This window comes from Chitinophaga rhizophila (assembly GCF_019492185.1).
GTDB classification, from domain to species: Bacteria; Bacteroidota; Bacteroidia; order Chitinophagales; family Chitinophagaceae; genus Chitinophaga; species Chitinophaga rhizophila.
This window is the reverse complement of the sequence record NZ_JAICCF010000005.1, coordinates 396,909-415,869: the sequence shown is the minus strand read 5'-3', so window position 1 is coordinate 415,869 and position 18,961 is coordinate 396,909. Positions and strand designations below refer to the sequence as shown.

Genomic DNA, 18,961 nt, shown 5'->3' with positions numbered 1-18,961 from the left:
GAATGCCGCTTATTATCATACTGTTTATACAAACGCACTGAATCCGGTAATGGCCCTTCCCACAATCAATGAGTTGATCTCCTTCGTGCCCTCATATGAATATATCGCTTCGGCATCTGCCACAAAACGCGCTACATTATACTCCAGCAATATACCATTACCTCCCATTACCTCTCTTGCCCGGCTTACAATATCCCGGGTACGCAGGGAACAAAATACCTTGGCAATAGACGCATGTTCATCCGCCAGTAACCCCTGGTCCTGCAGCTCTGATAACCGGTATACCATTGTCTGCATCGCTGTCAGATTGGACAACATTTCCACCAGGTGATTCTGTATCAGCTGAAACGACGCTATAGACCTTCCGAACTGTTTCCGCTGCTGGGTATATGCCAGTGCATTCTCATAGGCACCTCTTGCACATCCCACTGCCAGCCATGCCACACCTGCCCGCGTCATGCGCAACACTTTAGCCGTATCTTTAAAGGATAACGCATGTTCAAGCCGGTCTTTTTCCTCTACTACACAATCCTTGAGCGTGATAATACCATTCTGCACAATACGCAGCGCCATTTTATCATGCATCTTTTCTACACTGAAACCAGGCGTGCCCTTTCTTAACAGGAAGCCTTTCACCTCATTGTCATCCACATCTCTGGCCCAGATCACCAGCACGTCGGCAAAGGTTGCATTGCCAATCCACTTCTTCTGTCCATTTAATATCCAGGTGTCACCATCCCGCTTCGCGGTAGTAGTCAGGCCACCTGCTGCCCCCGACCCTACTTCAGGCTCTGTCAGTCCGAAAGCGCCTATCTTCTCCAGCCGCTGCATTCCAGGCAACCATTCCTGCTTCTGTGCTTCTGATCCCAACAGGTAAATAGAGCCCATCGCCAGTCCGCTCTGCACGCCAAAGAATGTCGCCATAGAACAGTCCACCCGGGCTATTTCCATCGTAACGATTCCCTCCATCAGGAAAGACTTACTACTGCCTCCATACCCTTCATAGGTAGCACCACAGATATTTAACGCTGCCATCTTCGGTAGCAGGTCGTGCGGAAATTCCGCTTTCAACCAATAGTCGTTCACTATCGGCTGGATCTCCTGCTCCATAAATTCACGGACTTTCAGTTGCAAGGCGCGGTCTTCCGGACTTAACAATCCGCTCAAATCGTAAAAATCGCCATTTACAGGCGGTAATTCCTTCTTTTTTCCACCTCCGCTGCTCTGCAGCATCCGCATCAAACCAGAAAGCTGCTGGTCATTCATTTTGCCTACAGTGGCCATTACTTTTGGCAGATCTATCTTCTCTGATAAACGCCCCAGTTGTTCGAAGTCAATATTCTTCACTAAATGGAAGGCCTGCCTGATCGCTGATAATTTTACTGCCATGGGATTATGTATTAGTCCCTTAATTTAGCCAAAACTGTTAAATGATCACTCCACCTGGAACAATAATTTAGAAGAATCTGAAGATAAACGGATATGCGCAATCTCCTGTTCAACCTTTTCTTCGACCTTTTTACGGGCAAATAAATTATAAGGAAAACGTAACCAGATCTTAAATTTGATGGCGGGTTCTTCATTATCAAGGCGATAGCCGAAACGTATCTGCCTCACCTTACTTTTACCCAATGCATTAGTCAGATGACGGACTACTTCCGCCGGATTCTCCAAAGTTGTGAATTGTTGCATGATTAGATGGCTTAGGTTTAACTCTCTTAAAAGGCATTTCAATAAAAAATCTAACTCTAAAGGTCATTTCATTGTACTCCCGGGGATAAGGACGGTAGACTCAACAATAATTTTCTGGATCTAATAAGGTATCTTTGAGCGGACACACATTCCACTATGCTATTCGGATGATACTATACCTGTTCTCCCCCATCGATAGAAAATACAGGGGGGAGTTTAATCAACATACAAAACAGCAGAATATCAAAGTAACTGCTTACATAGCATTGATAGTCACCCTGGTGACGGTCAGTACCCGCGTTGCGTCATGGATCGTCCCTTACCAGGATATGCTGTTACCTGAACAATATACGGAGTATCTGCTTATCAACAATGTTATGATCAGTGTCTCTGCAATATTTACCTTTCTGCTGTTCCTAATTAAGAAAAGGCCTGATCCAAAGCAGCAAAATCGATACCACTTTGTCAGCATTATCTATACGCTTTTATTTACAGGCAGTTGTATGGCCCTGACATTCGTAGCGCAACACAACCCCAAAAACACAATGACCATGCTGTTGCTTGGATTACTCAGTGTGGGGGTACTGCTAATCCTGTCCATCCGCAATCTGTTGCTACTCTCCGGATCAGCTATATTTACCTTCGTCCTTTTCTTCGACCTTTTCCAGGTGTCTCCCGAGACCCGGGCGCTCAATTATGTAGCTTTCTGGCTCATTATCACCTGCTTTATTTTCATCTCCCGGCTTATATATTCGTATCATGCCAATTACTTTATTAAGATCAAAGTGATAGAGGACAAAAATGAAGAAATCGAGAAAGCTAATCTGCTAAAAAATGAGATCCTGGCCATCGTGGCACATGACCTGCGCAATCCTATATCAGGCATCAGGTCCGTCACACATCTTATGGAAGAATATCCCTACTCTCCCGACCAGGAAAATAAATACCTGTACTGGATCAAAGATGCCTGTGAATCGGCTGACCAGATCATTGAAGAATTACTCCTGGCAGCCAAACAAAGAGATGCCGGCATCTTGCAGACTGACTACATTTCGCTGAATATATGGCTGCAGGAAGTACGGGATAACTGGTTGCAGAAATCCGGCTTTAATCACCGTATAGCATTGGAGCTTCCGCCCCGCGAACTGAAGGCCCGGATACATACCGGTAAAATGCAGCGGGTAGTTGATAATTTACTCCATAACGCCGCTAAATTTACGCCGCTGGAAGGTGATATCACCCTCGGTATGAGACAGCACCGGGGTGGCGTGCGTATATCCATTTCAGATACGGGTATTGGTATACCGCCGGCACTGTTGCCTAACCTATTCGACCAGTTTACCAGCTCAAGCCGTGAAGGATTGAACAACGAACCTTCTAATGGCCTGGGATTACATATCTGCAAACAACTGGTACAGGAGCATGGTGGAAAAATCCTTGTGTATTCGCAGGAAAACAAAGGCACTGAATTTAGTATTGACCTGCCCTTTACCCTTTTCTAAGCCCCAAACCGGCAACACCACTTTTCCAGTCAGCAGTTACCACACCTATTTGTTAGCCGCTTGCAGTAGCTGCTGCGCCTCCTTATCATCATATTCCCTGGTAAGCTGCAAAAGCCGCTTCTTAAGCGCCGCAATGGTCTTCTTCTGCATGGCTTCATTGTAGATATTATGAAGTTCCTGCGGATCTGTGTCCAGATCATAAAGCTCCCAGTAATCAGCCGGTCCGTAAAAGCGAATTAACTTATATCTTTCGCTACGAATACCGAAATGAGGAGGTACACGATGCGGCTCAGGATATTCGTAGTAATGATAGTATACATCTTTACGCCATTGACTGGTGTCAGCTTTACCATCTACAAGGGGCATAAACGAGACACCCTGCATGTCAGCCGGCGTATGCACATCCGCAATATCCAATAAGGTAGGTGCCCAATCTATATTAAGCATAAATCCTGCTGTAACAGACCCTGGCCTGATCACACCAGGATACCGCATTACAAAAGGCGTATGCAGTGATTCTTCATAGATAAAACGTTTGTCAAACCAGCCATGTTCCCCCATATAAAAACCCTGGTCGGATGCATAAATCACCACAGTATTGGCTGCCAGACCCGTGCTGTCCAGATAGTGCAGTATACGGCCGATATTTCTATCCAGTGAGCGGGCTGTGGATAGATAATCCCTCATATAACGCTGATACTTCCACTCCGCCAGTGCCTGTCCGCTGAGTTGAAGTGAATCAAATTCCCTGCTCACCTTTCCCTCATAATACTGATAAAAAGGAGTATGCTGTTCAGGAGTAAATCGGGCATATTCACCATAGGCATCTTTGCCGTAGTCCAGATGTACCTTTAAGTCTTCTTTCAGGCGCATAGTACCAGCAATGGTCATGTCCTGATCCATTGCAGCTTTTCGTCCTTTATAGCTATCGGTAAATGTAGGCGGCAAGGGGAATTGTATGCTGTCATATGCACCCAGATCGGGCAGGTCAGGCAGCCATTCCCGGTGAGTTGCTTTTTCGCCGACAATCAGCATAAAAGGGCGGCTGGTATCCCTGCCGTTAAGCCAGGATACTGATAAATCAGTGATCACATTGGTGACATACCCATTCATCCGGACGGTGTCATTCGGTGTTGAAATGAAATCCGGATTATAGTATTTACCCTGCCCTGGTAAGACGCTGAAGTAGTCAAATCCCCGGGGCAATGTACCGAGGTGCATTTTCCCTATCCAGGCAGTCTGATAACCACTTTTCTGGAGGATACCCGGGAAGGTCTGCTGCGTATTATCAAACTTTTTTTCATTCAGTGGATATCCGTTCTTGTGACTGTATTTCCCAGTCAGTAACGTGGCTCTGCTGGGACCACAAATGGAGTTTGTGACCATGGCATGGTTGAATCTCACCCCTTCACGGGCAATCCTGTCGATGTTTGGCGTTTGCACATACCTGTTACCGTAGGCGCTGATTGCCTGGTACGTATGGTCATCTGAAAGAATGAAAATGATGTTTGGTCGTTTCGACTGTGCACTCAGTTGAGATGGTGCAAGAAGTACAATTAGTGCGACAACTACAGATCTGATACTGGCATTTTTCCCCATAATGACTAAGATACTCAAATAGTGAGTTTATCCCAGGCCTTGCTGATGAATCATATGTAAGATGTGGCCCCATTTCCACGGTCCGACACATGTACCACCTGTAATATACGCGTAGCGATGGCATTTACCAGCTGTGGATCTGCTGCGTAGTCTGCATTAGGCTGCAGATAACCATTTCCCTGTAACAGATAATCAATGGAATGATCCTCGTCAAGTACTGCTTTATAGTGCTCAATGCCCATTGATTCATGAGGCTGTACAACTACGATATAGTTGTTTCCTTTCAGATCAAAGTCTAATGTAAAATCTTTCATACGGCATTTTGTTTAGGAAGAACAGTTGTATGTAATCTAAATATAACAAAATTAAGGCCATGTAGTTGCAAAAAGATTTACTTTCCGTTAGTCTTCTTTTGCTCCCTTCTCCCCCGTAAACCAGTGCTCCTTTTGCTTGAACAGGACATTAAAAGTTGTGAGCGATCCATAGATTCTGGTGATGTATTGCTGTAAATTTACCTTATCCTCATCACTCAGCTGTTTATGACTATTGATCTGCTGCTCCAGCACGCGGAGGCGGTCTCTTACCATAACTACTTTATGGAAAAACGCCTCAATAGGTATCTCTTTGGGCTTCAATGAAGCATCCTTCGGCTGCAGTATCAGGGTACCTCCCTCCCAGCGGTCGCCTAAGGGCACAACCTCTGACATATCTCCCCATAACCTTAGTATCTTCAATAAAGATGTTTCAACAGCAGATACCGTTTCTACTTCGGCAGTCCTGTTTTCCATGTGCAGTATCTCAAACAGCGGATCAGTTTTGTCTACTTCGATTACCCCCTGATCCATAAAAGTGACAACGTACTGTGCATATTTTACATCAATGATGACGCCTGGTCCATAACGTGCATGCTGTACTCTCGAGCCTTTTCCGGCAGTTAATTCCTCCATTCCGTATTCAGTTTAACTAACAAAATAGCTAAAAATCAGGAATTAGAAATCAGGAATTATGATTTGGCTATCGGCTTATTGTTAATGCCTTACAAATGAACGAATGTTGCCCCACTTACTTAACTGATTATGTGTGAACACCTGCTGCTACCATCGTTATCTCACTTCCTTTCAGATAGTCATCCCGGCTGACATTGACTGCCGCCAGCCGGGATGAACAAGCTTCGAACAAGCGACCTGCTAGCGACGGCCAAGCGACCTCCAAGCAACGAACTAAACGTGGACTTGAAACCTCCTAGCGACGAACAAGCGACCTCCAAGCGACCTGCTAGCGACCTCCAAGCAACGGCCAGCACATGTACCTCATTCCTGATATATGTTATTTACAAGCTTACCACCGCTTTAATCACCCCGTTTGCAGGATCCAGCCAGCCTTCAAACTCATCTTTCACCTGCTCAAAAGTGACCCTGTGCGTGATATAAGTCGTCGGATCTACCTGCCCGTTTTTCATATTACGGATTACATGTTCAAAGTCTTCACGGGTAGCATTGCGGCTGCTCATCAGCGTACCCTCCCGTTTATGAAATTCCGGGTGACTTACCATCAGTTCCCCTTTCTGCAGACCGACCAGTACATACCTCGCCCCATGAGCCATGTAATTGAACCCGTTATTAATAGCCTGCTGGCTGCCTGTAGCGTCAATGACAACGGTAGGCATATCTCCGTTGGTAATTGTGCGTAGCCTTTCCAGTACATCCTCTTGTTTGCCGTTAATTGTATGCGGAACGCTTAATTTCTCCTTGCAGAAAGTCAACCTTGCATCATTGATATCCATGGCTATTACATTGGCTCCGGCAATTCTAGCAAACTCCATTATTCCAAGTCCGATAGGTCCTGCGCCGATGACAAGTACAAATTCACCTGGCGTCACTCCGGACCTGCGTACCCCATGTGCACCGATAGCCAGTGGCTCTACCAGTGCCAGTGCATCCATACTCAGCCCTTCCCCGTGTACCAGGGCGGCAGAAGGTACTAGCAGGTATTCTGCCATCCCACCGTCTATATGCACACCACAAACCCTGATGCTGGTGCAGCAGTTAGGTTTACCACTACGGCAGGCAATGCAGTTACCGCAATTGAAGTAAGGAATAAATGTAACCGGCTCTCCTACGCTAAATCCAGGTGCGTTGTCAAATGCTACCAGTTCGCCCGCCAGTTCGTGCCCCAGGATGCGGGGGTAACTGAAATATGGCTGTGTACCCTCAAAAGCATGCAGGTCGGTTCCACAGATACCGATCCGCTTAATACGTACAATGGCATGGTTGGCTGTCAGCACAGGCATGTCCGCTTCACCGTATTCAAATTGTCCGGGAGTGGTACAAGTCAGTATTTTCATAAGTGCATTTTCTTGTAAGGGACTAAAATAGTAAAAAAAAGGCCGCCTGGTATAGGTACCAGACGGCTACATATGCAAAAACCAATTTGTTTAGTCTTCTTTAGACATTTTCAGGCTGGAAGAATCTCCACTTTCTCCTTTCTTACGCGACTTTTCCTTCTTTTCGGCCTGTTTTTCAGCCTCTTTTTCCTTTTTCTCCGCTTCTTTTCTGGCAGCTTTTTCTTTCTTCTTATAATAACCACGCAACAGGAAATTATGTTTTAAAGCTTCCATATTTTCTCCAAAACCATCAGAGCCCCTACGTATGGACTTTACCGTTTTCTGCGCTTCGGTAACGGTTCCTTCCAGGCTGGTAGCCAGGCTGTCACTATACAACAGGCGGCCAATACTGCCTTTACCCTGATTGATCTGAGTGGCTATCCCGGCAAGTTGCTCGGTAATGATCTCTGCATTGGTAGCCACGCCTGATACACGGCTCAATACCACGTCATAATCCAGTGGTTCAACCGCGTGGATAGAATCACCGTCTTCTACGGGAGCCGCATTTTCCCTGCCGGAACTGATGGTGATCAGTTTATCTCCCATCAATCCGTCAGAACTGATACCAGCTACAGCCCCTTTTTTGATAAACGGCTGTACTTTTTCTTTGATGCGCAGGGCTACACGCGCGGTGGTATCTGACAGGATCTCAATACTTTCCACGGTTCCCACATCAATACCTACGAAGCGAACGTTGTTTCCGGCCTGCAATCCGCCCACATTTTTAAATGTGCCATACAGCAGGAAGGTGCTGCCAAACATATTCTTATTCCTTCCGATCAGGAAGATACCTATCAGTAACAGTGCAAAGGCTACCGTAGCAAAGATGCCTACCTTTATTTTCTGTTTTGATTTCTGCTGCATGCTTTACTATTTAAAGAAGTTATTAATGAGTTCATCAGGTGAATTTGCAAGTTCGTCATATGTGCCGGTTGCTATGTATTTACCATCATTCATGACTACTATACGATCTGCTACAATGCGGGCACAGTTCATATCATGGGTAATAATGATGGACGATGTTTCGTATTTCTCCTGCAACTGAATGATCAGTTCACTGATCTCGCGGGAAGTGATCGGGTCCAGTCCGGTTGTTGGCTCGTCATACAGCATAATTGCGGGCCGCATGATCAGTGTACGGGCAAGTCCGACCCTTTTACGCATACCGCCTGAAAGATCAGAGGGCAGTTTATCAATGGCATCTTCCAGCCCCACACTTGCCAGTACGTCGGTAACCCGCTTTTCTATCTCAGCTTCGTCGGTCATCTTCAATACCCGCGTCAATGGGAATGCCAGATTTTCTCTTACGGTCATTGAGTCGTACAGGGCACCGCTCTGGAACAGAAATCCGAGTTTCATTCGCATTTCTTTCAGTTCTTCGGAAGAGAGTTCTCTTACCTCCTTACCCAGCACTTCCAGTTTACCTTCATCCGGCTCCAGCAGTCCGGCAATACACTGTATAGTTACAGACTTGCCTTGTCCGGAGCGCCCAAGTACCACTATATTTTCACCTTTGTGTAGTTCGAGGTTGATATCTTTCAATACTTCATTATCACCGAAAGATTTCTTCAGATGTTCAATGCGGATGACCACCTCTTCATCAGTAGCCGTCGCTGTGTTCTTTTCCTGTACCAGTGTATCGTCCATAAGTATCGGCTTAAAGGTTAATAGTAAATCAGGTTTGTGATCTGTACGGCCACCGCATCTATCAGGATAATCCAGAGGGAAGCGCTCACTACCGCCGAGTTGGCCGCACGACCTACGCTTTCTGTACCCCGGGAGGAATGGTAGCCCTTATAACATCCAACAAAACCGATCGCATATCCGAAGAAGAATGTTTTTACGACGGAGGGTACTACATCACTAAATTCAAGAGCGGCAAAGGACTTGCGGAAGAAGAGTGTTGCACTGACATTATCCTGCACGTTCACGCCTACCCATCCTCCGGCCATGGCGAGTGCATCCGCCATAATAGTTAGTAGCGGTACCATTATCGTGCAGGCCAGAATACGTGTCACGACGAGGTATTGGACCGGGTTGGCGGCCGAAACTTCCATCGCATCTATCTGTTCGGTCACCTTCATACTCCCCAATTCCGCCCCTATACTTGACGCTATTTTACCCGCACAGATCAGGGCAATGATCACCGGACCTATCTCCCGGATTATAGAGATGGATACCATCCCCGGCACATAACTTTCTGCGCCAAATTCCTTGAGTGTAGGCTGCGTTTGAAGTGTAAGTACAAAGCCGATTATAAACCCGGTTATACCAACAAGACCAACAGAGAGATAGCCGACGATAAAACATTGCCGTACAAACTCTCCCCATTCAAATCCTCCACGGAAGATGTTTTTGGCAAAGCGACCTGTAAACACTACCTGGTCACCGACCAGTTCCATATATCTGTTAAAAGTTGAAGTAAGCGCACTAGCCATAGTTATAAGCATTGGGTCATGTACAGTGGAAAGCGGACATCCGCTGTTATATAGCAGATGGAATTTCATGCCATCACCGGAAACAATGATTTTCAGGCGGAAACAGCAATAATATAGTATAGGACTGGGTAAAATATTACCCAACCTGTGCTGTAAATAGTATTTACAAAACCAGTTTATTATTTTTGACCGGAATACATACGATTCTATGACTCATATCAGAACGTGGCGATTGTGCTTGTTGATCCTATTGATTGTAAGCGCCTGTAAGCAGAAGAAGACAGCTGAGTTTTCGGTGGACAAGATTCCGGATCCGATGCAGCACAATGGTTATGTGAGTAATCCCGATCATCTTATTAGTGATGAAACAGTATCTCAAATAAACGGACAACTGCGGCAACTCGATCAGTCAGGTCGTGCACAGGTAGCAGTTGTACTATTAGAGACAATTGGCGAGCGCGTACCCAAAGATGTTGCACATGACCTGTTCCGGTTATGGCAACCAGGGGATAAAGTGAAGAATAACGGTCTGGTGGTTTTATTGGTAAATGATCAGCGTCGTATAGAATTTGAAACAGGCTATGGCCTGGAAGGCGACCTGCCGGACGTGGTGTGTTACCGTATCCAGCAGTCTGAAATGCTACCCTCGTTTAAACAGAATGACCTTGACGGAGGAATGTCTAAAGGTATTGCCGCAGTAATTGATGTCTTACGGGTACCTGATGATTCAACGCAGGTAGCAGCAGATAATGATAGTACCAGTCATGCAGAAGAAGTGATGGTAAGAGTAGACAGCTTTGTAAAGGCGGATAGTGCAGCTTTTGCAAATATGTTTGGCAGTGCAGGTATAGCGGCAGACAGTGCCGTTGCTCACAATGCACCTTATTTCGAGGATTATTCACCAACGGATACCAATGACTATCCTGACAATGATACAGACGATAGTATAGGTCTGGGTACAATCATCCTGTACATGTTTTATGCCTTCTTCTGTACCATCTTTGTGGTGCAAACTACTGCGGCCAAACGAAGGAAGAATAACAGCGCGCTTTTTAGCATTAATATATGGCATAAGATCTGGCTGTATGGCGCACCTTTTATACTGATTTTGATACTGGTGAACCTATTCAATGTGAGATATCGGTGGTGGCTGCTGCCGCTGGTCATGTATGGCAATGTGATGGGCTATATGATTTACCGTACCCTGGTGATCCACGCTAAAGCTGCTTGGCTGGTAAAAGGTAATGACAGGCACCGGCTATACGAGGCCATGAATATCGCCAATCATGATATCTGGCTGGTAGCTGTTTTCTTTCCACTCCCCTTCCTGCCATATTACAAGTGGCATAAAAAACGGTTGGAGAAGCTGCGTTATGAGCCGTATGCCTGTGATGGTTGTCAGCAGCAGATGACAATACTGAAGAAGGGCGAAAAGCAGAAGGCGTTAAGCCCGGTGCAGCTGACAGAAGATAAGGTTGGCTCCATTGTATATGATGTATGGCGTTGCAAGCCGTGTAATACAAAAAAGGTCTTCGGATACCGGAGTCTGGATACAGATGTCGAGGAATGTCCGTCATGTATGGCTATTACATTAGTTCCCGGAAAAAAGAAGGTACTGCGTCGTGCTACCAGTAGCCGGGAGGGAGAAGGTATCCGGTATTATGAGTGTAAGAACTGCAAGCATACAAAAGAGGAGTATTATGCCATACCTAAGCCATCTTCTGGCAGCTCCGGCAGTTCCAGTTCTTCCTCTTCATCTTCGTCCTCTTCTTCGTCTGGTAGCTGGGGCGGAGGTAGCTCAGGGGGAGGTGGCGCAGGCAGCAGTTGGTAAAATTACGAATGACTGACGTTGATCATTGTTTATTGTCCGGAATAGGAATATTTTTGCATTATGAATTCTGAAAAACAACTGAGGAAAGGACCCAACTGGTGGCGTCAATTCGATTTTCTGGGACTGCATTTTCTGCCTATTCTGGCAATATTCACGCATGTCACAACATTTGACTGGATCTTATGTGCCGTATTGTATGTAGTACGTATGTTCTTCGTTACAGGCGGTTATCACAGATATTTCTCACACCGAACGTTCAAGACCTCGCGTGTTTTCCAGTTCATCCTGGCCGGAGGTGCACAGAGTAGTTTGCAAAAAGGCGTATTATGGTGGGGTGCTAATCACCGTGTTCACCATAAACATAGTGATACACCTGACGATCCTCACTCAGCTAATATTTATGGTTTCTGGTATGCGCATATGGGCTGGATTATGGGCCCTGAGTTCAAGCCAACCCGCTACGAGCTGATCAAAGATTTCAAGCAGCCGGAACTGTACTGGCTCAATAAACACCACTGGATACCAGGTGTAGTATTAGGTGTCGCCTGTTATTTTGTTGGTAACAAGGTGAACGGTGCTGGCTGGTTCGACTGGGGTGCAGGTCTTTCTACCCTGTTGATCGGTTTTGTACTAAGTACTATCTTCCTGTATCATGGTACATTCACCATCAACTCATTGATGCATAAATGGGGTAAACCACGCTATAAAACAGGCGATTTCTCCAAAAACAGCCTGATCCTTGCACTCGTAACACTGGGCGAAGGATGGCATAATAACCACCACTATTATCAAAGTGCAACCCGTCAGGGATTCTTTTGGTGGGAGATTGATATCACCTACTACATCTTACGTACATTGGGACTATTCGGTATTGTATGGGATATCAGAGGCGTTCCTGAGAAGGTGAAGTCCAGTAACCTGCTGACTGACGCCGATAAAGAAGAGGTGAAAGAAGCTAACAGGCGACTGGTAGCGGAAAACAGATAAACTTAGTCGAGTATTTCTTTTTTAAAGGAGGACGGTCTGATCAGTTCAGATCGTCCTTTTTTTGTGCCTTCAGGGCTGTCGGCAGAGCTAGAACAAGCTACATGACTATTGAGGGTAAGATTAGTGTTACAGGTATTCGGGCAGCGTACAGGAAGCGTACAGGCATAGTACTGACGTAGTCCAAGCAGCCGCCAGACAAAGCGTTAGCAGAGTATTAGCAGCGTACTGGCAGAGTTCAGATAAATCCTAAGCAGAGTACTGGTAGAGCAATAGTAGCGTATTAGCAAAGTATTAGCGGAGTGTTACGAGAATTTAGATAATGTCCAAGCGGAGAACTAGTAGAACACTAATAGACCGCAAGCAGAGGACTGGCAGTGCACTAACAGAGTATTAGCAAAGTACTAGCAGAGTACAAATGTAGTCCAAGAAGAATAATAGCAGGGTACTCATACAGTACTACCAGAGTTTTGATGAAGCCCACGCAGAGCAACAACAGAGCATTAGTAGTGCATAGAAGAAGTCTAGGCAGAGGACAGCTGAAATCCAAGCACATTTCTAGCAGAGCACTAATAAAGTATTAGCGGGGGACAGATGAAGTACTAGCAGACCTCAAACAGCTTCCACACAGATATCCTGCGGAAATCAAATGACGACTGTCAGTATCATTCAAAGTATTCGCACGCTGCTTACCAAGCCCTACCATTTCCTAGTGACTCCCAAGGTTGAAAGTCAATTACTTACGCCGATTCCCATAAAAATCACAAATAAAACAGGCCTGCAAACATCAGATGTTTAGTGAAACATCCTACCTTTGTAAAACATCAGACGTTTACTAAATGACGAAGCCAATCAAGCTTGCTGACAAAGTAATTGTTGAGTTACAGCAACATATCTCTCTAGGCAAGTACAAAGAGGGAGACCTGATTCCGCCAGAGCCGGTTTTGATGGAGCAGTTCGGGGTAGGCCGTTCCACTATACGGGAAGCAATCAAGACCTTAGCAAATGCAGGAATCTTAAAAGTGCAACAGGGCGCGGGTACATTTGTCTGTGCGCCCCCTGTCAAAACGGAACCGCTGGATCAGCGACTGCGTAGGGCAGGCATACAGGAGGTTAATCACGTGCGGCAGCTGTTGGAGGTAGAGATAGTCCAACTGGCCGTAATACACCGGCAACAGGGCGATCTGGAGGCAATGGAGCGATTGTTACAGGAAAGATGGGAAGCAATTAATGCAGGAGACTATGCCACCTGTGCCGATGCTGATATCCGTTTCCACAAAGCAATTGCCGGCGCGTCTCACAATAGTGTATTAGCTGATTTATATCAGACATTCTCGAATGTCATCATGGGTAGCTTCCATAAAAGAGAGGCGCCGCATGTTGCTCAATTTCAGCGCACCCATGATCTGCACGTACAACTGGCTAGCGCCATTCGTCACCAACAAAGCGACCTGGCCGTAAAAACAGTCCGGGCCATTCTTGAAAACAACTTTTAATTAATACTTATTGTCATGTCGATTCTCGTATTCACATTAATCCTCCTGGCAGGAGCCTTTATGGCTGGTATGCTGGGGTCCCTTACCGGTCTCGGTGGAGGTGTCGTACTTATCCCTTTACTTACCGTTGTATTTCATGTCGATATCCGTTATGCCATCGGCGCATCGCTGGTAGCGTCCATTGCCAACTCTTCGGGCGCGGCAGCGGCTTATATTAAGGAAGGTATCACAAACGTGCGCATTGGCATGTTTCTCGAAATAGCTACCACCACTGGAGCCATTGTAGGAGCTATATTAGCCGTCTATACCAGAACTGACGTCATTGCCATCCTATTTGGTATTGTACTGCTCTTCTCGGCTGCTATGACGCTCAGAAAGAAGAATGAGCATGGCGATAACACCAGTACCAGCAAACTGGCAGAGACGATGAAACTGAATGGCTCCTACCCTGTTAATGGTGTGGAAGTGCCCTATAAGGTACGAGGCGTAGCAGGCGGTTATGCATTGATGACAGTCGCGGGTGTTGTATCAGGACTATTGGGTATCGGCTCCGGCGCGTTAAAGGTACTGGCAATGGATGGCGTAATGCGTATTCCGTTTAAAGTGTCTACCACTACAAGTAATTTCATGATTGGTGTAACTGCTGCTGCTAGTGCGGTAATCTACTTACAGCGTGGTTATATCGATCCAGGAATCGCGATGCCTGTTGTATTAGGCGTACTGGCCGGCGCTTTCGGGGGCTCCCGTCTGCTCATGAAAATGAATACCCGCAAACTCCGTCTACTATTCTGCGTGGTGATAAGCGCCCTTGCACTTGAAATGATCTATAATGGTTTTACAGGTAAATTATAATATATGAAAAGTCTATTCTCAAAGTCATTCTGGCAGGAAAGGGACGTGGAAATGTTCATCGGGCAGCAACTCCGCTGGGGTGTAATCACTGCCAGTATTATTGCCTTCATCGGCGGCATCATTTACCTGATTAAAAACGGCGGGAATGTACCATCGTATACTGAGTTCACGGGAGCACCGGAATATGTCCGACATATACCAGGTATACTACAAGGGGTCGCAAGATTTGACGGTATGGCCATTATTCAGCTCGGAGTGGTAGTACTGCTGGCCACCCCTATTACCAGGATTGCATTCTCTATACTGGCCTTTGCAATGGAAAAAGATGTACTGTATGTGATTATTACGCTGATCGTGCTGGGAGTAATTACGTTCAGTATTTTCAGCGGATTGGGTGGATAAGGTATTGCACGTTTTATATGGAAGAATCAGTAATGAGGCTTGTGACGCGGTGCTGTCACTCCTGACTACTGATTCTTCCTATTCATCAGCTTCTTCTTTCGTGCTGCAACAACATGTTCATCGCATGACCAAATGACCCCGCTCTGGTAATTTCGCCATGATTTACGAAGAATATCTCATCTGCATTTTCAATTGTATTCAGTCTGTGGGCAATGATGACGCGTGTAGTATGCGCAGGTAACTTCTGCAATACAGCTTCCAGCTGTTGTTCTGTCACGGTGTCAATATTGGCGGTTGCTTCATCTAATACCAGCAGGTCCGGATTACGCAGCACCGCACGCATAAAGGCGATCAGCTGTTTTTGTCCAAGGCTGATGCCGTCATTTCCTGAGACAATATTGGTCGCCAGCCCGTCTTCAAAACGAGCCAGTAAGGTATTCAGGCCATACTCTTCCATTACTGCCTCTAGTTGCTCAGCAGTATAGCCTGCGTATACAGGATTGCCATATACTATGTTTTCCTGGATGGTACCAGAGAACAGGAACGGTTCCTGTAGAATAAACCCGATCTTACTGGTACGCTCTTCCGGAGAATAAGAACGGATATCCCTTCCGTTAAGTAACACCTGTCCTGCGGTAGGGTCATACAGCCGCGCTATCAGCGACGCAGTGGTTGTCTTACCTCCACCTGTAGGACCAACCAACGCGTAGGTTTTTCCCTGTTCCATATTGAAACTCACGTCGTGCAGTATCTCTTTACTGTCAGCATAGCCAAAATGTACGTGTTGAAAGCTGATCAATGGCGCACTCTCTTTTGCAGGACTAGCAGGTAGCACCTTCAGATCAGACTCCAGTTCCAGTATCTGGGAGATCCTGTCCCACCCAGCCATCGCCATCTGGAAGTTCGTCCATAGAATGGCCAGCTGGCGAATCGGGTTATAGAAGTACATGGCAAAGGAAAGATAACTAATCAGCAGGCCGACTGTAAATTCCCCTAAGGAAATCAGGTGTATACCATATGCCAGCACCGCCAGCAGTGCCACCTGTGAACAGAACGAGAACACAGGCGTAAAGACGTTATTAATGATTCCGGCAGATGTTGCCGTAGCGTAGTTCTCTTTATTCACCTGGTCAAAACGCTTGCGGAAATAGTCGCGGCGGTTAAAAGCAATGATTACTTTGAAGTTGCTCAGGCTTTCCTGAATTTCCGCACTCATGCCTCCGGTGCTCTTCATGTTGGCGGCGTTCCTCTTTTTCACCAGTGGAGACAGCACACGAGTAAACAGTAAGAGCAGTATCGCTGGCGCTAAGGTAGCCAACCCCAGTTTGAAATTAATTGATAGCAGGAATATGCCCGCACCGATCATTGACATAATACCTCCTGCAAACTGTACAAGCGACTGGGAAAAGAACTGGTTCATCTTGTCCGTATCATTATTGATACGGGATATAAGATCCCCGGTTTTATTCTGATTGAAGAAGGCTATTGGCAGCTCCTGTAACTTTACAAACACGGCATTTCTAAGCATATACAGCATACGTTGTCCTACCTGCCCTACCATCAGCGTCTGCCAGTAGGAAAAAAGCAGGTTGACAAGGAACATGCCGAGCAGCACACCCGACCACTTCAGAATACCTGAAAAGTCTTTGGTAAAAACGTAATGGTCGATGGTATATCCGACAACAAATGGCACTGTGATCGTTAACGCCTGGCTAATAACCATTATTCCGAAAACGGTAAGTAAAGCGCGGTGTTCAGTCTTTATATAAGCGAATAATTTCAGGAGGCGTTTACCTGAAGTACTTTGTTGAGCTGTAGTGTCTTGGCTATTCAGGTTGTAATTCATAATTGCTGGTACTGCGTTGAGAATTAAAGATCTGTACGTATTCAGGACATGTCTGCATCAGCTCTTCATGAGTGCCTGCAGCAACCACTTCTCCGTCCATCAGCAGGACGATCTGATCAAAATGCGCAACAGATGCGATCTTTTGTGTAACGGATATCAAGGTGAGGTGCGGATAATTCTCCTGCACATTTTCAAGGATGCGTTGTTCTGTATTGGCATCTACCCTGGCAGTGAAATCATCCAGCAATAGTATCTGCGGGTTGATGGCAAGCGCCCGGGCCAGCATAATACGCTGTTTTTGTCCGCCGGAAAGGCTGGTACCTCTTTCTGATACGACCGTCTCAAGTCCTTCTGGAAGACCGGCGACAAACTCCTTCAGTTCTGCGGTAGCTATCGCCTGTTTCATCAATTGCTCGCTTACATTCTCATTGAAGGCAATATTTTCCCGTAGACTCATATTGAAAACAATACTATCCTGAAATACTATCCCTACCTGTTGCAGCAAAGCGGTTTTATCATAGTCCAGCAAATTGGTATTGTCATAAATGATACTGCCATTATCAGGTTTAAGTAGTCCGACAATAACATTCAGAAGCTGCGTTTTTCCGGCTGCTGTCGGACCAATAATAGCGGTACGTGTACCGGCCTTGATAGAGAAAGAGACATCTTTGAGAACTGGCTTACCATCCATAGCAAGGTCTATATTATCAATCGCCAAATCGCCCTTTAGCATGTCTTTCACCACTCCTTTCTCTTCAGCTTCCGGCGCATATAACACCTCAGCAATACGGGTGAAGGCAGCAGATGCCTGGGCAATAATACTGCTCATAAACCCTATGACGATGATCGGAAATATTAATAGCGCGATATAGCTGTTGAATGCGGCGATATCCCCAAGAGACATCTCGCCTTCAATTACAAAGTGACCACCCAGCAGCAATGTAGACAGCGTAGCTAATCCCCCCAGGAAACTCAGTACTGGTACAAGTCCAGCGAAGAGACGCACGATGGAAATACCTAGCGACATAGATTCTCCGTTAGGGGCAATGAAGCGGTCATACTCCTGCTGCTGCGCATTGATGACACGTACCAGGGCAGCGCCCGTAATACTTTCGTTAATTGTTTTATTCAGTTTATCAATAACCTCGCGGCTTTTTTTATAAGTTGCACGTACCTTTCTCAATACAGCCCCAAAAGCGAAGCCCATCAGTGGTACAATGGAAATAATCGTTAATCCCAGTTTCCAGTCAATACGGACCATCAGAATGCAGCAACCAATGATCATGAATATGGAGGATGCAATAGATACTATAGCCTGTGCTACAAACAGCTTAACACTGTCAACGTCACCGGTCAGATTCGTCAGTAGTTTGGATGGATTTACCTGCTGGATGTACGCATAGTCCTGCCGGGAAATGCGTGCGGCCAGATCAGTGCGTAGCTGCCGGGCCACCTTCTCAGACATATACGTCTGAATAAGGCTTTGCAGATAGGTAAAGACGAATATTGCCAGAGCTGCACCCACAAACTCCGTGATCAGGTTACGCATGTTCAGTGTACCTGCGGAATACGCGTCGATACCTTTTGCTGTCAGTGCCGGTAATACAAGGTTAAGCAGGTTACTACATAACGCCATAAATATCAGCAGAAATAGCTGGCCCCGGTATGGGCGCAGCAACGACATTAATCCTGGATTTGCTTTTCCTGTTGTGGGAACAGGCTTATTGGTCTTCTTCATATCTATAGCAAATATATGGCAGCTGGGGTACCTTGTGTCCGCAATGGGCTAATTTACGCTAAAAATAACGGAGTTTTAGAAGGGAACAAATCAGTGACCGCATGCCTTTAGAGAATGACGAACAGGGGAACTACATATTGTATACAAAAACAAAAGTCCTCCCGGAAAAACCGAGAGGACTTTGACGCGTCTGCGTCC

17 protein-coding genes are annotated in these 18,961 nt (G+C 46.1%); 6 read left to right on the top strand and 11 right to left on the bottom strand.

Features of this window, described 5'->3' with window-relative positions; translation table 11 throughout:
• Positions 1-24 precede the first annotated feature (24 nt).
• Both K1Y79_RS25950 and K1Y79_RS25945 read right to left on the bottom strand, forming a co-directional pair.
• Positions 25-1,389, bottom strand: a complete 1,365-nt coding sequence (locus tag K1Y79_RS25950; protein WP_220253128.1) for an acyl-CoA dehydrogenase family protein — start codon at positions 1,387-1,389, stop codon at positions 25-27.
• 45 nt (positions 1,390-1,434) lie between these two features.
• On the bottom strand, positions 1,435-1,692 hold the full coding sequence (locus K1Y79_RS25945) for a hypothetical protein (protein ID WP_220253127.1): 258 nt from the start codon (positions 1,690-1,692) through the stop codon (positions 1,435-1,437).
• A 134-nt stretch (positions 1,693-1,826) separates the two neighbouring features.
• Between K1Y79_RS25945 and K1Y79_RS25940 the strand changes: the two genes are divergently transcribed.
• Positions 1,827-3,194: a sensor histidine kinase gene (locus K1Y79_RS25940; RefSeq protein ID WP_220253126.1), complete on the top strand. Its 1,368-nt coding sequence runs from the start codon at positions 1,827-1,829 to the stop codon at positions 3,192-3,194.
• A gap of 45 nt (positions 3,195-3,239) precedes the next feature.
• On the opposite strand, the gene K1Y79_RS25935 is transcribed toward K1Y79_RS25940, so the two are convergent.
• From K1Y79_RS25935 to K1Y79_RS25905, 7 genes are all read right to left on the bottom strand, one after another.
• Positions 3,240-4,811, bottom strand: coding sequence for a sulfatase family protein (locus K1Y79_RS25935; RefSeq protein WP_220253125.1), 1,572 nt, complete (start codon positions 4,809-4,811; stop codon positions 3,240-3,242).
• Positions 4,812-4,843: 32 nt separating this feature from the next.
• Positions 4,844-5,107: a hypothetical protein gene (locus K1Y79_RS25930; RefSeq protein WP_220253124.1), complete on the bottom strand. Its 264-nt coding sequence runs from the start codon at positions 5,105-5,107 to the stop codon at positions 4,844-4,846.
• Positions 5,108-5,194: 87 nt separating this feature from the next.
• Entirely contained in the window at positions 5,195-5,740 is a 546-nt protein-coding gene (locus K1Y79_RS25925; RefSeq protein WP_220253123.1) for a hypothetical protein, read from the bottom strand.
• 383 nt (positions 5,741-6,123) lie between these two features.
• A complete protein-coding gene (locus tag K1Y79_RS25920; protein WP_220253122.1) occupies positions 6,124-7,137 on the bottom strand; it encodes a zinc-binding alcohol dehydrogenase family protein in 1,014 nt (337 codons plus the stop codon).
• A gap of 90 nt (positions 7,138-7,227) precedes the next feature.
• Complete coding sequence (locus K1Y79_RS25915) at positions 7,228-8,040, bottom strand: MlaD family protein (protein WP_220253121.1); 813 nt, start codon at positions 8,038-8,040, stop codon at positions 7,228-7,230.
• Positions 8,041-8,046: 6 nt separating this feature from the next.
• Positions 8,047-8,823, bottom strand: a complete 777-nt coding sequence (locus K1Y79_RS25910; RefSeq protein WP_220253120.1) for an ABC transporter ATP-binding protein — start codon at positions 8,821-8,823, stop codon at positions 8,047-8,049.
• A 17-nt stretch (positions 8,824-8,840) separates the two neighbouring features.
• Positions 8,841-9,578 (bottom strand): MlaE family ABC transporter permease, encoded by a 738-nt coding sequence (locus K1Y79_RS25905; protein ID WP_220253119.1) that lies wholly within the window; start codon positions 9,576-9,578, stop codon positions 8,841-8,843.
• 244 nt (positions 9,579-9,822) lie between these two features.
• Here K1Y79_RS25905 and K1Y79_RS25900 point away from each other — a divergent pair, with 244 nt between their 5' ends.
• From K1Y79_RS25900 to K1Y79_RS25880, 5 genes are all read left to right on the top strand, one after another.
• Positions 9,823-11,445, top strand: a complete 1,623-nt coding sequence (locus K1Y79_RS25900) for a TPM domain-containing protein (RefSeq protein ID WP_220253118.1) — start codon at positions 9,823-9,825, stop codon at positions 11,443-11,445.
• A gap of 60 nt (positions 11,446-11,505) precedes the next feature.
• Positions 11,506-12,432 (top strand): acyl-CoA desaturase, encoded by a 927-nt coding sequence (locus tag K1Y79_RS25895; protein ID WP_220253117.1) that lies wholly within the window; start codon positions 11,506-11,508, stop codon positions 12,430-12,432.
• 836 nt (positions 12,433-13,268) lie between these two features.
• Entirely contained in the window at positions 13,269-13,925 is a 657-nt protein-coding gene (locus K1Y79_RS25890) for a FadR/GntR family transcriptional regulator (RefSeq protein ID WP_220253116.1), read from the top strand.
• A 15-nt stretch (positions 13,926-13,940) separates the two neighbouring features.
• Positions 13,941-14,777, top strand: coding sequence for a sulfite exporter TauE/SafE family protein (locus K1Y79_RS25885; RefSeq protein WP_220253115.1), 837 nt, complete (start codon positions 13,941-13,943; stop codon positions 14,775-14,777).
• 3 nt (positions 14,778-14,780) lie between these two features.
• A complete protein-coding gene (locus K1Y79_RS25880) occupies positions 14,781-15,179 on the top strand; it encodes a DUF1634 domain-containing protein (RefSeq protein ID WP_220253114.1) in 399 nt (132 codons plus the stop codon).
• 85 nt (positions 15,180-15,264) lie between these two features.
• On the opposite strand, the gene K1Y79_RS25875 is transcribed toward K1Y79_RS25880, so the two are convergent.
• Together K1Y79_RS25875 and K1Y79_RS25870 are read right to left on the bottom strand one after the other, a co-directional pair.
• Positions 15,265-17,025 (bottom strand): ABC transporter ATP-binding protein, encoded by a 1,761-nt coding sequence (locus K1Y79_RS25875; protein ID WP_220253113.1) that lies wholly within the window; start codon positions 17,023-17,025, stop codon positions 15,265-15,267.
• Positions 17,006-18,763, bottom strand: a complete 1,758-nt coding sequence (locus K1Y79_RS25870; protein WP_220253112.1) for an ABC transporter ATP-binding protein — start codon at positions 18,761-18,763, stop codon at positions 17,006-17,008. Before K1Y79_RS25870 ends, K1Y79_RS25875 begins: the two co-directional genes overlap by 20 nt.
• Between the last annotated feature and the right edge of the window lie 198 nt (positions 18,764-18,961).

Coding starts and splice junctions, on each gene's coding strand:
- K1Y79_RS25900 (WP_220253118.1), top strand. CDS start 9,823: ATGACTCATATCAGAACGTGGCGATTGTGCTTGTTGATCCTATTGATT.
- K1Y79_RS25885 (WP_220253115.1), top strand. CDS start 13,941: ATGTCGATTCTCGTATTCACATTAATCCTCCTGGCAGGAGCCTTTATG.
- K1Y79_RS25870 (WP_220253112.1), bottom strand. CDS start 18,763: ATGAAGAAGACCAATAAGCCTGTTCCCACAACAGGAAAAGCAAATCCA.
- K1Y79_RS25930 (WP_220253124.1), bottom strand. CDS start 5,107: ATGAAAGATTTTACATTAGACTTTGATCTGAAAGGAAACAACTATATC.
- K1Y79_RS25925 (WP_220253123.1), bottom strand. CDS start 5,740: ATGGAGGAATTAACTGCCGGAAAAGGCTCGAGAGTACAGCATGCACGT.
- K1Y79_RS25915 (WP_220253121.1), bottom strand. CDS start 8,040: ATGCAGCAGAAATCAAAACAGAAAATAAAGGTAGGCATCTTTGCTACG.
- K1Y79_RS25880 (WP_220253114.1), top strand. CDS start 14,781: ATGAAAAGTCTATTCTCAAAGTCATTCTGGCAGGAAAGGGACGTGGAA.
- K1Y79_RS25945 (WP_220253127.1), bottom strand. CDS start 1,692: ATGCAACAATTCACAACTTTGGAGAATCCGGCGGAAGTAGTCCGTCAT.
- K1Y79_RS25875 (WP_220253113.1), bottom strand. CDS start 17,025: ATGAATTACAACCTGAATAGCCAAGACACTACAGCTCAACAAAGTACT.
- K1Y79_RS25905 (WP_220253119.1), bottom strand. CDS start 9,578: ATGGAACTGGTCGGTGACCAGGTAGTGTTTACAGGTCGCTTTGCCAAA.
- K1Y79_RS25910 (WP_220253120.1), bottom strand. CDS start 8,823: ATGGACGATACACTGGTACAGGAAAAGAACACAGCGACGGCTACTGAT.
- K1Y79_RS25895 (WP_220253117.1), top strand. CDS start 11,506: ATGAATTCTGAAAAACAACTGAGGAAAGGACCCAACTGGTGGCGTCAA.
- K1Y79_RS25920 (WP_220253122.1), bottom strand. CDS start 7,137: ATGAAAATACTGACTTGTACCACTCCCGGACAATTTGAATACGGTGAA.
- K1Y79_RS25890 (WP_220253116.1), top strand. CDS start 13,269: ATGACGAAGCCAATCAAGCTTGCTGACAAAGTAATTGTTGAGTTACAG.
- K1Y79_RS25950 (WP_220253128.1), bottom strand. CDS start 1,389: ATGGCAGTAAAATTATCAGCGATCAGGCAGGCCTTCCATTTAGTGAAG.